This is a genomic window from Amycolatopsis silviterrae, from assembly GCF_042684085.1.
Taxonomy (GTDB): domain Bacteria; phylum Actinomycetota; class Actinomycetes; order Mycobacteriales; family Pseudonocardiaceae; genus Amycolatopsis; species Amycolatopsis silviterrae.
The window spans coordinates 13,794-26,377 of the sequence record NZ_JBHUKS010000030.1 but is presented as its reverse complement, the minus strand read 5'-3'; the positions used below and the strand labels follow the sequence as shown (position 1 = coordinate 26,377).

Genomic DNA, 12,584 nt, shown 5'->3' with positions numbered 1-12,584 from the left:
GGGGGGTGGCCGGGTTCGCCGGACGAGGGGAGGGATCCGGCGAACCCGGCCAGGCTTTACGCGAGAGTGATCGCGTAAAGCTGGACTCGCGGGTCGTTCGGCAGGCTCACCGACTGGACGGTCTTGCCGCTGTCCACTGTGGAGTTCATGCCGAACAGCCGCACCGGCGGCCCGTCGACACCGCTGCCCGCCTTGATGCGATGCGCCATGTCCAGCACGACAGTCGTGCCGGACGGCGTCGAACCGGCCCAGTCGCCGAACGTCACCGGGAGGTCCGCGCTCGATCCGTCACTGTAGTGCACGGTGAGCGAGGTGGACACCGGCCCGTTGTGCGACGAGCCGATCACCTGGACCGCTTGATGCTTTCCAGCGGGCAGCAGCAACGATTGCCCGCGTGCTTCCACGAAATTCGACACTGTCCCGTTAGGATCTGGCGCGGCGTAGGTTACTCCGTTGTGGACGAACGTTCCGGCTGGCGGCATGAGTGCGGCGTCGTAGCTCCAGCCGCTGCCGTCGAAGTTGCCTTCCGCGGACGCGGCGACAGTGGCGGTGCCGTCGTGGTTGCGGTCGTGGCCGAGATCGACGGCGCACTGCGTTCCGGACGTCGTCGCGCACACCGTCGGTTCACGGACCTCAATGCTCGCGGCGCGGGTGACGGTGTTCGCTCCCGGACCAGATGCCTTGACCTGCACCGAATACGTCCCGACTGGAGTGTCTTTCGGAACGGTTACCGTGATTGGTGCGGTCTTCTGCGTCGGCAGCCGGAAGGACCACAGCAGCTGCAACGGTTCGGTCTGCACTCGCCAGCCGGACGGTGCCGACGCAGTCACGAAGACCGGCTGGGCACCGGGATTCTGCCCGAGCACGTCGAGGTTCAAGTGGACAGTCTGCGCCGCGGATTGCTGTGGCAGTACTACGGAACTAGGACGGAGCGTCGCGTCCACATGCCGCCGGAGATCACCCGAGGCCTTGTTCACCGACGGCGGTTCCGTGCCCGGCTGCGTACCCCAGCGTGACGGCTTCGCGCCGACCTGATAGGCGAGCTTTCCGCCGTGCGCGACCGTGGACCAGTCGAGCCAGGTCTGCCGGACGTCCCGGCCGTTGAGCGAAACGCTTTGCACGTAACGGTTCGTGTCGCTCGCGCCCGGTGCGGTGACCGTGAGCGTGCCGCCCTGCTTGCCCTCGTACTGTCCGATCCGGACAGTCGCCGATTCGAACTGCGGGCTCGACACGGCGAGGAAGTTCGCGCCGCTCATCGTCGGGTACAGGCCGAGCGACGAGAAGACGTACCAGGCGGACATCGTGCCGAGGTCGTCGTTGCCGGTCATGCCGTCCGGGCCGGTGGTGAACAACGTCATCGCCGCGCGGACGACCGTCGCGGCTTTCGCCGGCGCGCCGACCCAGTTGTACATGTAGGGCGACAGGAGGTCGGGTTCGTTGTTGGGGTTGTAGGTGGCCTTGGCGTAATAGTCGTACGGGCTGGCGATCCAGTCCTTGCGCGCGGTTCCCGCCGGGTCCTTGAGCAGGTTGTCGTAGGCGAAGAAGGAGTCGAGCCGCTTCTCGGTGGCCCGCTTGCCGCCCATCAGCTCGGTGAGTCCTGCCGGATCCTGCGGGACGAGCCACTGGTACTGGTACGCACCGCCCTCGTGGAACTGGTGATCGGCGTCGACCGGGTCGTACGGCGTGAGCCAGGTGCCGTCCGTGGTGCGCGGCCGGAACTGCTTGTCGGCGGCGTTCCACACATTGCGGTACCACTGGCCGCGATCGGCGAACACGCGTGCGTCGGCCTTGTGCCCCAGACCGTTGGCCATTAACGCGAGCGCGGCGTCAGCAGCGGCATACTCCATCGTCGCCGAGGTCGGGTGCTCGCAGTCGTTGTCGCCGCCCTTGTCCGCACAGTCCTTCCCGAGCGCGAGCCCGCTCGGGATGTAGCCACGGTCGTTGTAGTAATTCACGCCCGAGCGCCCGTTGTACGGCGAATCAGCAGGCGGCGTGCTGGTCGCGTTCTTCTTTAACAGCCCATACGCCTCGTCCTCGTGACCGGTTAACAACCCCTTCGACCAGGCCTCGACAAGGAATGGCGTCACTGGATCGCCAGTCATGATGTTGGTCTCGGAGCCCGCCAGCGCCCATCTCGGCAACCAGCCGCCGTCGCGGCCGATCGCCAGCACCGACAACGCGACATCCCTGGCCACCTGCGGTTCCAGCATCTCAAGCAACTGGTTCTGCGGCCGATACGTGTCCCAAAGCGAGAAGTTCTGATACGGCGTATAACCGCTGGCCCGATGCACCTTGCCGTCGAAACCGGCGTAGTCGCCGCTGACGTCTCCGGCCAGGTTCGGGTGCAGCTGCGCGTGATAGAGGGAGGTGTAAAACGCGGTCTGCCGTTCGGCGCTGCCACCGCTGATCTTGATCGCCCCGAGCCGGTCCGCCCACTGCTTCCGCAACGCGGCGCGGGTGGCGTCGAAGTCGTAGCTGTCGCCGGTTTCCGCTGTGAGATTTTCACGCGCGCCGGCGAGACCGGTGTAAGAGAGTCCCACCTTGAGGACGACGTCGTGATCAGCGGCAGCGTCGAAGCTGACCCACGCGCCGTTGCCGCCGGTCCCCGAAGCGTCCCGGCTGCCGGCGGTGCGGGTGGTGCCGCGCCAGGTGCCGTAGGAGGCGAAGGGCCGGTCGAAAGTGGCGGTGAAGTAGACGGTGTGCTCGTCGTGCCCAGCGCAGAACCCGTCGGCGCGCACGCGCCCCTCGAGCGTCCGGTCGCCGACGACGTGGATTTCGGAATCCTTCACCGACTGGTTCGCTTGGCCGGTGTTAAACAGAACATTGGCCTGCCCGGCGGATGAAAATGAATAACGCTGCCACCCGGTACGCGGGGTAGCGGTCAGCTCGGCGTTGACGCCGTACTTCTTCAGCCCGACGCGGTAGTAGCCGGGCTCGGCCTTCTCGTCGTCGTGGCGGTACTCGGATTTGTAGACGTTCTTGTCGACCGACTCGACGGCCCCCGTGGTCGGCATGACCGGCAGCTCGCCCATGACGCCGCAGCCGACGCCGGAGAGGTGGGTCTGGCTGAAGCCGTAGATGGAGTTCTGCTGGTAGTCGTAGCCGCCCTGGCCGCCAGTGTCGGGGCTGACCTGGACCATGCCGAAGGGCGCGCTGGCTCCGGGAAACGTGTTGCCGAAGTTCTGCGTGCCGACGAACGGATTGACCAGCGAAACCGGATCAGCCTCCGCCGGGGCCGCGCTCGCGGCGGTGGCGTTCACGACCCCGGACACCAGCCCGGCCGCGAGGAACACCGCGGCCATCCGTCTCTTCTGCGACCCCATGGACGCGTACCTCCCAGGCTGACAACGTTGTCATCACGCGAACCGGCACGCAGGCGACCGGCTGGTGAGCAGCTTGTCACCCCGCCGGGGGTTTGAGAAGCCCGACAACGGGACAGGTTCCGTCCCGCTCGCCGGGGATCCGGCTGGTGACCGGGGGAAGGCGGCAGACCGCTGACATCGGCCTTAAGCGGCGACGCCACGGCCCGCTGAGCGTCCACAAAGGACGCCAGAACCGCCGAAGTGCCCGATTGATGCCCGCATGACCATGGCAGAAGGTCCGTGAAGGGAACCCTGAGGGAATCAGAGTCCGTGAAGGTTCCCCTCACGGACGACCCGACCCCGCGCTCGCCGACCCGCGCGGCTCTGGCTTCTGGTGGGGGTGCCGCGAGACCACAGCTCCCCGCCCAGCCCGAAGCGCCTCACCCGCCCCAGCCTCACCCGCCCCAGCCTCACCCGCCCCAGCCTCACCCGCCCCAGCCCAGCCCGTCACTCCCCGCTCACCGCACCGTCACCCGCCCCCGGCAACCGCAACACCGCCCGAGCCCCGCCCCCCTCCAGATTCCCGAACTCCAGCTCCGCCCCCAGCACCCGAGCCTGCGCCACCGCGATCGTCAGCCCCAGCCCATGCCCGCCGCCCCGAGAATCCTCCCCAGTCCGGAACCGCGCAGGACCCTCCCGCAGCAGCACCTCCGGATACCCCGGCCCCCGATCGGACACCACCACACACCGGCCACTCACCTCCACCGTCACCGGCGGCGCCCCGTGTTTCGCCGCGTTCGACAGCAGGTTCGCCAGGATCCGTTCCAGCCTCCGGGGATCCGTCCGGACCCGGACCGAAGCCGGAACGACCGCGTCCGGCACCCGGCGGCGGACGAACTCGCCCAGGTCGATCTCCGCCAGGTCCGCGCGCTCGGCAGCGGTGTCCAGCCGGGCCACCTCCAGGACGTCCTCCACCAGCGAGCGCAGCGCCGCCACCCGGTCGCGGACCAACTCGGCCGGGCGTCCGGGCGGCAGCAGGCCGGCTGCGGTGACCAGGCCGGTCACGGGGGTGCGCAGTTCGTGCGCGATGTCCGCGGTGACCCGTTGTTCCGCGGCCAAGCGCGCCTGCAGTGCGTCCGCCATCGCGTCGACGGCTTGGGCGAGGTCGGCGGCTTCGTCTCGCGGGCGTGGGCCGATCGCGTCGCGCACCCGGGCGGGGGCGCCGTTCGCGACGTCCCGGGCCGCGTCGGCGGCGCGCCGGAGCCGGCGGGCCATCCCGGCGCCGAGCACGATGCCCAGCAGCGCTCCGGCGACGGTCACGACACCGGAACCGGCCAGCAGTTCCCGGTCCAAAGTGGCCAGTGCCTGCGTTTGCGCCGCGTAGCTGACCCGCACCGACACGACGTGCCCGCCGGTTTCGGCGGCCGCCCAGAGGACCGGCCCGGCCAGATAGGTCGCCCGGTTGCCGCCGCGGACGGCGTCGCGCAGGGGAGCGGGCAGGGCCGGGTCGTCGAGCTGGCCGTCGACGCCGGGGTTGCGCAGCAGCAGCTGCACCCATTCGTCCTGCGCGTGCCGTGCTTGATCGGCCTGGGTGCGCGCGAATTGCTGGTGCACCAGCAAACTCAGGGTCAGCGCGACGGCGGCGGACACGAGCGTCACCGCCGCGGTCAGCCGCCAGCGCAGGGTGGCCGGGAAGAGTTTCATGGCTCGGCGCGGAGCTTGTATCCGAAGCCCCGCACGGTCTGCAGCCGGTCTTGGCCGATTTTCACCCGCAGCCGCTGCACGTGGACGTCGACCACTCGCGTGTCGCCGCCCCACGCGTAATCCCACACGCTGGCCAGCAGGGTGTCCCGGCTGAGCACGGTGCCGGGCGAGTCGGCGAAGCGCAGCAGCAGGCGCAGTTCGGTCGGGGTCAGGTCGACCGGGCGGCCGGCTCGGCGCACTTCCAAACCGCTGCGGTCGATTTCGACGTCGCCGAACCGGACGAGCGCGTCTTCCTCGGGGCCGGACCAGCCGCTGCGCCGGAGCACCGCTTCGATCCGCGCGATCAGCACCGAGGTGTCGAACGGCTTGGTGACGTAGTCGTCGGCGCCCGCTTCGAGCCCGAGCACGACGTCGACCGCGTCGTCGCGGGCGGAGACCATCAGCACCGGCGTGCGGCTTTCCTCGCGGATCCGGCGGCACAGGCTGACGCCGTTGAGCCCGGGCAGCATCACGTCGAGCAGGGCCACGTCCGGCGGCCGCGCGCGGAACCGGTCGAGCCCGGCCAGTCCGTCCGCGGCGGTCGAGACCTCGAATCCGGCGCGTTCGAGCGCGAGCTGCGTCGCCTCCCGGATCACGTCGTCGTCCTCGACGATCAGCACCCGCGTCACGGTCCCTCCGGGGAGAAACCGGCGCCGGTCCAGCGGTAGCGGGCCACCCCGTTGTGCGGTCCGGTCGCCGACATCGTGGCCAGCTGCCCGTCGAGCACGGTCAGCAGGGCGCCGGAGTTCTCCAGTTTGAACAGCTGTTTGCCGCCGACGGTGTAGACATAGCCGCCGAGATACGCGCTGACCGGCACGCCCGCCGCGCCGCTGCTGCCGGTTCCCGGGGCTCCGGCCGCGCCGCACGGGTACACGTTCACCACCACGTCGGTCTCACCGGTCAGCTCGTAGTAGGCGGTTTTGACGGGATACTCCCCGGCGATCGCGGCGTCCGGACACGGTCGCAGCGCCGCTTTCGTCCGCGCGCTGACCGTCGGGTCCGCGAGCAGCAGGGCGACCGCGTCCACGGTCGGCCCGCGCGGGGTGCTCGCCGGTGCCGTGGTCGCGGCTGCCGGTTGAGCAGGGCCGGAAATGCGCACACCGTCCACAGTGGAGCAAGCGGTGAGCGACAGCAAGGCGACCCCCGCCAGCACTGTCCTCCGCATGCTTTGCACAGTACGCATTTTGCCGTCCGCGCGCCGCTCGGGGAGCGCTGTTACAAGACCGATGGGTTTCCTCCGGACAGCCGCAACGCGGTCCGGGCGCGCCGGTGATCCGCGGTTCCTACCTTGGCGGTGAACTGACAAGGGAGAGGAGTCCGATGAGGACGGAAACGGTGCCGGACCCGGTGGAAACCCGGGTGCCGAAAGGACGGCTGCTGGGCGTGGACGCGGTCCGCGCGCTGGCGATCGTGGGGGTGTTCATCGAGCACTTCTTCGCGAGCGGCTGGCTGCACGGCGGCCCGCCGGACCAGGCTCCGGACTTCCTGACCTGGCTGAACGTGCAGACCTCGTCCCGGGCGATGAGCCTGTTCGTGCTGCTGTTCGGGCTGTCCGCGGCGCTGATGACCGGCGGCACCGCCCCGGCCGCCGGCAACGAGCGGTGGCGCGCCCGCGGCCGCCTCGCCGTCCGGGCGGTGGTGCTGTTCCTGCTCAGCCTGGCGATCGACGAGTACGGCGCGTCGGTGATCGGGTACTACGCGATCATCATGATCCTCCTGCTGCCGCTGACCCGGCTGCGCGCGCGGACGTTGTTCGTCCTGTCCGGAATCGCGGTTCCGGCGATGACGCTCTACGCGTATTGGGTGCTCAACGCCCACTCCGACTGGATGCGGGGCGAAACGGCGAGCGGGCTCGCGATCTTCGGGCATCCCGAGCAGTGGGGCGAGTTCCTCAAGGGGATGGTGCTGACCGGCGGCGGCTTCCAGGTCGCGTACGGCCTGCCGCTGGCGCTGGCGGGGATGGCGATCGGCCGGCTCGACCTCCGTGCGCACCAGATCCGGATCCGCTTGCTGTACACCGGGTTCGTGCTCGCCACCGCCTCGATCCTCGTCTCCTGGATCGCCACCTATCCGCTGGGCGGAGCCGACGCGATCGCGACGACCCCGCCGCCGGACATGCCGTGGCAGGTGCTCCTGGCGATGCCCCCGGACGGATCGCTGTACGCCACCAGCCCGCTCGGCATCGTGCTCATGATCGGCGTCGCGATGGTGCTGCTCGGCGGGTTGCTGATCGTGCTGGACCGGCCGCTCGGCCGTCGCCTGCTGTGGCCGCTCGCTGCCGCCGGCGGGATGGCTTTCACCTGGTACGCGGCGCATTTCGCGGTCCTGAAGCTGGTGCCGAAGCCGTACTCCTTCGTGTTCCTGGTGACGGTCGTCGCGGTGATGCTGGCCGCGTCGGTGGCGTGGCGGCACTGGCGGCGGCGCGGTCCGCTGGAATGGCTGGTGCACCGGGCGACGCTGCTCGTGCCGTGAGTTTCAGCGGGCGCGGGGTCCGGCGGTTTCGCGGATCCCGCGCAGCACCGTGACCAGGGTGATCACGGCGGCCAGCATGATGTAGAACGCCGGGGACAGCTTGTAGCCGGTGGCGGCGACGAGCCAGGTCGCGATGTACGGCGCGGTGCCGCCGAAGAGCGAAACCGCGATGTTGTACGGAATCGCGATCGCGCCGGAGCGGATGCGCGGCGGGAACAGTTCGGCCATCGCCGCGCCCGCGGCCCCGTCGTAGGCGGCGATCAGCAGGCCGAGCAGCACCATCCCGGCGACGGCGAGCACCGGATTGCCCAGCGACATCAGCAGCAGCGCGGGCCAGGTCAGCACGACGAACCCGGCGGTGCTCGCGATGAGCAGCGGTTTGCGGCCGACCCGGTCGGACAGCGCGCCGGCGACCGGGACGGCCGCGGCCACGACGGCGAGGCACACGGTGGCCGCGACGAACGATTCGGTTTTCGTGAAGTGCAGCGTTTTCTGCAGGTAACTCGGCATGAACGTCTGCAGCGTCCAGTGCGCGACGCCCTTCACCACGACCAGTCCGGCCAGCACCAGCATCGCCCGGCCACCGGTGCGGAAGGAGTCCCGCAGCGGGCTTTCGGCAACCTGGCCGGTGCGTTCGAGGTCGCGGAACTCCGGTGTGTCGGTGAGCCGCGTCCGCAGGTACAGCCCGGCCAGGCCGAGCGGAAGCGCCAGCAGGAACGGCAGCCGCCAGCCCCACTCGGACATCGTCGCGTCGCCGAGCGTCGCGGTGAGCAGCAGCGCCAGCCCGGAGCCGACGACGAAGGCGGCGAAGCCGAAAGTGTTGGAGAAGCTGGTGTAGTAGCCGCGACGGTTCGGCGGCGCGAACTCGTAGAGGACGGTGACCGCGCTGGACGTCTCGCCGCCCGCCGCGAAGCCCTGCACCAGCCGGGCTAGCACGAGCAGCACCGGGGCGAGGGTGCCGACTGCCTGGTGCGTCGGCAGCACGCCGATGGCGAACGTCGACAGCGACGTTGCCAGCACGACGATCGCGAGCACCCGCTGCCTGCCGATGCGGTCGGCGAGCGGGCCGAAGAACAGCCCGCCCAGCGGCCGGATCACGAACCCGGCGGCGAACACCGCGAACGTCGACAGCAGTGCCGCGGTGGCGTCGCCGTCGGCGAAGAAGTTGTCCGCGATGGAGGCCGACAGCGTGCCGTAGAGGCCGACGTCGAACCACTCCACGAAGTGGCCGGCCCCGGCGGCGAACACCACCTTGCGCGGCGAAACCCTTGCCGGCGCGTCTGTTCCCAAAGCAGTCATGACGGACCTCGTTGTCTGTCGGCGAGGTCCGTGAAGGGAACCCTGAGGGAATCAGAGTCCCTCAGGGTTCCCCTCACGGACGGGCGGGGGAGGGAGTGTGGGCGGGGCCGAGGTAGCCGAGCCCGATGCTGACCGTGTCGGCCGCCTCGACGACGAGCGCGCCGAGTTCGGCCTCGCGTTCGTCCAGCGCGATGGCGGAAAGCGCGCCGGACAGCGAAATCGCGGCGGCGATCTCGCCGGTGTGGTCGCGCACCGGGGCGGCGATGCAGGCCCGGCCCAGCGCGAGTTCTTCGATCTCGGTCGTGTAGCCGCGCCCGGCGGAGGTCGCCAGGTCGGCGCCGAGCGCGTCGAGGGTGGTGTGGGTGTGCGAGGTGAACCCGGGCAGCGGTTCGGCGCCGAGCAGTTCGGCGCGCTGCTCGGCGGTGGTGCCGAGCAGCAGGCTCTTGCCCATGCCGGTGGCGTGCAGCGGATTGAGCTGTCCCATCAGCGAAAACGACTTCTGGGCCAGCTGGCCCTCGACGTTCAGCAGGTAGAACAGCGACGCCCCGCGCCGCACCGCGACGTTCGCGCCCAGCCCCAGTTCCCACGCCAGCCGCTGGGCGACCGGCCGGGCCTGCCGGTAGATCGGGTCGTTGTTGAGCGCGATGCCCGCCATGGTCAGCACCGCCGGGCCCAGCTCGTACAGCTGGCTCACCGGATCGCGCCGCACCAGCTCGGCCGCTTCGAGCGTCGCGAGCAGCCGCGAGGTGGTGGACACGCCCAGCCCGACCTCCGCCGCCACGTCGGACACACGCAGCGCGGGACGGCCGGGGGTGAAGGCGCGGAGCACCGCCGAGGCCCGCTCGACGCTCTGATTGCCGCCAGTCTCGGAAACCATGGTCCTGAGTATGGGTAGCAGTTGCATATTTCGCAAGTGGCGTGCAAAAGTTGGCTGCGAGTTCCTGAATACTGGTGCTGGAGGGCTGCATGCGCATTGCCGACGTCACGACCTACGTGCTCAAACCCGCTGGACGGCAGGCCTATCTCGGCGCGCTCGAGGACGGCAGCGAACTGGGCGCGGACCAGGGCTACGTCGTGCGCGAGCCATGGCGCAGCCTCTACTCCGGCCGGTTCGAGACGATGCTGGTGAAGATCACCGCGGACGACGGCACCGCCGGCTGGGGCGAGGCGCTCGCCCCGGTCGGCCCGGAAATCGTCGCGACGATCGTCGACCGGCTGCTGGCCGGCTGGCTGCGCGGCCGCGAACTGACCGGGCCGCGCCCGCTCTGGCACGGGCTGCGCGACCTGATGCGGGAGCGCGGCCACCTCGTCGGGCACCAGGCCGACGCGCTCGCCGCGGTCGACATCGCGCTGTGGGATCTTTTCGGCAAGCTGACCGGGCAGTCGGTCGCGCAGTTGCTCGGCGGCGCGCACCGCGACCACGTCGGCGTCTACATCTCCGGCCTCGCCCGCTCCACCGACGAGGAACGCGCCGCGCTCGCCGCGGACTGGGCACGCCACGGCGCGCGGCGGGTGAAACTGGCCGCGGGCAAGGGAATCGAGGCCGACCTGGCGACGTTCGACGCGGTTGCTGCGGCCGCGCCGGAGATGAAGATCGCGCTCGACGCGCACTGGGCGTACCGGATCGGCGAGGCCGTCGAGCTGGGCCGCGAACTGGACCGCCGTGGTGCGTTGTTCTTCGAGGCGCCATTGGTTCCCGAAGACGTCGACGGGCACTGTGAATTGTCCTCACGGATCACGACGCCGGTCGCGGTCGGCGAGGCGATGCGCAACCGCTACGAGTTCGCCGACTGGCTCGGCCGTCGCGCGCTGCGGCTGGCGCAGCCGGACGTTGCGCGCACCGGCATCACCGAGGCGATGTCCATTGTGGAACTCACCTCGGCGTATCACGTTCCGGTGGTCTGCCACCATTCCGTCGGCCTCGGCGTCTCGCTCGCGGCCGGGATCCACGTGACGGCGGCGAGCGCGGACTCGCCGTATTTCGAGTACCAGCCCGACACGATCCCGGTGGCACAAAGCATCCTGCGCACCCCGCTGACCGCGGGCCCCACCGGCTTCGCGGTGCCGGACGGGCCGGGGCTGGGCATTGACGTCGATGCTGATTCGGTTGCCGCACTTGCGAAGGAGAGCTGACCCTGTGCCGAACCCGCCGATCGGGCTCATTCCCATCCTGGCCACCCCGTTTACCCCGGACGGCGCGCTCGACCTGGCGTCGCTGCGCTCGCTGGTCGAGTTCGAGCTGTCCGCGGGCGCGGACGGGCTCGCCGTCTTCGGGATGGCGAGTGAAGGTTTCACACTGTCCGCCGCGGAACGTGAGCAGATTTTGCACGAGGTGCGCGCCGCGGCCGGCCGGGACGTGCCGGTGGTCGCCGGGGTCAATGCGACCGGCATCGCCCCGGCGCTCGAACAGGCGCGGCTCGCGGCGGACGGCGGCGCGGACCAGATCATGGTCCTGCCGCCGTTCCTGGTGAAGCCCGGACCTGGTCAGGTGGCGGAATTCTTCGCCGAGGTCGCCGCGCGGGCGGACGTGCCGGTGATGATCCAGGACGCTCCCGGCGTCACCGGGGTGCCGATCGATCCGGCGGCGGTCGCGGCGCTGGCCGGGGTCGAGGGCATCACGTCGATCAAGGTCGAGTCGCCGCCGACCCCGGTCAAGGTCGCCGCCGTGCGCGATTTCGGGCTCGCGGTGCTGGGCGGGCAGAACGCGCAGGCGCTGATCGAGGAGTACGACAACGGCGCCGTCGGGACCATGCCTGCTTGCGAGTTCACAGATTTGCTGCGGGTCGTGTTAACCGATCTCACCGCCGGCCGCCGGGCCGAGGCGCGCGCGGGATTCGCGCGGCTGCTGCCGTTGATCCACCTCGGCGTGCGGCCGGGGCAGGCGTGGGCCGTGCACAAGGAAATCCTGGTGCGGCGGGGGATCATCGCGTCGGCAACCGTCCGGCTGCCCGCCCGGCCGCTCGACGCGGTCACCGCCAAGGCGTTGAACGAGATTCTCGAAGAGCTGGCGTGGTAGTGCGATCGGTTGTCATCATCGGCGGTGGCTCGGAGATCGGGATCGCCATTGCCGAGGCCTTCGCTGGCGACCGGGTGATCGGCGCCGGTTTGACGGCGACGGACCACCCGGCGTACGCGGACTTCGTGGTCGCCGATGCGTCCACTTCGGACGGTGCGGACGCGATTATCCAGCACGCCGGGGCGGTGGACGTGCTGGTGCTGGCCGCTGCTGCCCAGCCGGTCGCGGCGGCCGTCGACACCACTGACGCACAGTGGCATGCGGCGATCGCGAACACGCTGGATGCGGCGTTCTACCCGGCCCGGGCGGCGTTGCGGGTGCTGCCGCCGGGCGGGTCGATCGTCGCGGTGACGTCGGTGAACGGGTTTCTCGCCGCGCCGGGGCTGCCCGGATACGCGGCGGCGAAGTCCGGAGTGGACGGTCTGGTCCGGCAGCTGGCGCTCGAGTACGGGCCGCGCGGCATCCGGGTGAACGCGGTCGCGCCGGGGATGATCGGCGCGACCGGCCTGGAGCGGGTGACCGAGGGATATCCGCTGGGCCGCACGGGCACTGCCCGGGAGGTGGCGGACGCGGTGGAGTTTCTGGCGTCGGAGCGGGCGTCGTTCGTGACCGGGGTGGTGCTGCCGGTCGACGGCGGGTTGTCGATCGCTTCTCCGGCGGCGTTTCTGCGGCCGGATTTGCGGGCGCGGTTCTTGCCGGGTTAGGGAGTGGCTGGCTCCTGTCGGTGGGTGGCTGGCCAGGTGCAGCGGACC

The 12,584-nt window shown here is 70.3% G+C and carries 10 protein-coding genes; 4 read left to right on the top strand and 6 right to left on the bottom strand.

The window, feature by feature from the left end; all coding sequences use genetic code 11:
- Window positions 1-56 precede the first annotated feature (56 nt).
- From ACFSVL_RS37350 to ACFSVL_RS37335, 4 genes are all read right to left on the bottom strand, one after another.
- Entirely contained in the window at window positions 57-3,323 is a 3,267-nt protein-coding gene (locus ACFSVL_RS37350; protein WP_378311344.1) for a GH92 family glycosyl hydrolase, read from the bottom strand.
- A 486-nt stretch (window positions 3,324-3,809) separates the two neighbouring features.
- On the bottom strand, window positions 3,810-5,006 hold the full coding sequence (locus ACFSVL_RS37345; RefSeq protein WP_378311342.1) for a sensor histidine kinase: 1,197 nt from the start codon (window positions 5,004-5,006) through the stop codon (window positions 3,810-3,812).
- Window positions 5,003-5,674 (bottom strand): two-component system response regulator CseB, encoded by a 672-nt coding sequence (cseB, locus tag ACFSVL_RS37340; RefSeq protein WP_378311340.1) that lies wholly within the window; start codon window positions 5,672-5,674, stop codon window positions 5,003-5,005. The genes ACFSVL_RS37345 and cseB overlap by 4 nt, the downstream gene beginning before the upstream one ends.
- The gene (locus ACFSVL_RS37335) at window positions 5,671-6,210 is read right to left on the bottom strand and encodes a hypothetical protein (RefSeq protein ID WP_378311338.1); all 540 of its coding nucleotides are present in this window, start codon (window positions 6,208-6,210) and stop codon (window positions 5,671-5,673) included. Before ACFSVL_RS37335 ends, cseB begins: the two co-directional genes overlap by 4 nt.
- A gap of 155 nt (window positions 6,211-6,365) precedes the next feature.
- Here ACFSVL_RS37335 and ACFSVL_RS37330 point away from each other — a divergent pair, with 155 nt between their 5' ends.
- Window positions 6,366-7,517 (top strand): DUF418 domain-containing protein, encoded by a 1,152-nt coding sequence (locus ACFSVL_RS37330; protein ID WP_378311336.1) that lies wholly within the window; start codon window positions 6,366-6,368, stop codon window positions 7,515-7,517.
- A gap of 3 nt (window positions 7,518-7,520) precedes the next feature.
- Here the strand turns inward: ACFSVL_RS37330 and ACFSVL_RS37325 are convergent, their stop codons facing one another.
- Together ACFSVL_RS37325 and ACFSVL_RS37320 are read right to left on the bottom strand one after the other, a co-directional pair.
- Entirely contained in the window at window positions 7,521-8,816 is a 1,296-nt protein-coding gene (locus ACFSVL_RS37325; protein WP_378311334.1) for an MFS transporter, read from the bottom strand.
- 73 nt (window positions 8,817-8,889) lie between these two features.
- Window positions 8,890-9,693, bottom strand: a complete 804-nt coding sequence (locus ACFSVL_RS37320; protein WP_378311333.1) for an IclR family transcriptional regulator — start codon at window positions 9,691-9,693, stop codon at window positions 8,890-8,892.
- A gap of 89 nt (window positions 9,694-9,782) precedes the next feature.
- Between ACFSVL_RS37320 and ACFSVL_RS37315 the strand changes: the two genes are divergently transcribed.
- The 3 genes from ACFSVL_RS37315 to ACFSVL_RS37305 are packed head-to-tail and all read left to right on the top strand — an operon-like array spanning window position 9,783 to window position 12,536.
- Window positions 9,783-10,949, top strand: a complete 1,167-nt coding sequence (locus ACFSVL_RS37315) for a mandelate racemase/muconate lactonizing enzyme family protein (RefSeq protein ID WP_378311331.1) — start codon at window positions 9,783-9,785, stop codon at window positions 10,947-10,949.
- A gap of 4 nt (window positions 10,950-10,953) precedes the next feature.
- Window positions 10,954-11,832 carry a dihydrodipicolinate synthase family protein gene (locus ACFSVL_RS37310; protein WP_378311329.1) on the top strand — a complete coding sequence of 293 codons (879 nt, stop codon included), beginning with the start codon at window positions 10,954-10,956 and terminating at the stop codon, window positions 11,830-11,832.
- Window positions 11,826-12,536 (top strand): SDR family NAD(P)-dependent oxidoreductase, encoded by a 711-nt coding sequence (locus ACFSVL_RS37305; protein WP_378311328.1) that lies wholly within the window; start codon window positions 11,826-11,828, stop codon window positions 12,534-12,536. The genes ACFSVL_RS37310 and ACFSVL_RS37305 overlap by 7 nt, the downstream gene beginning before the upstream one ends.
- Window positions 12,537-12,584 lie beyond the last annotated feature (48 nt).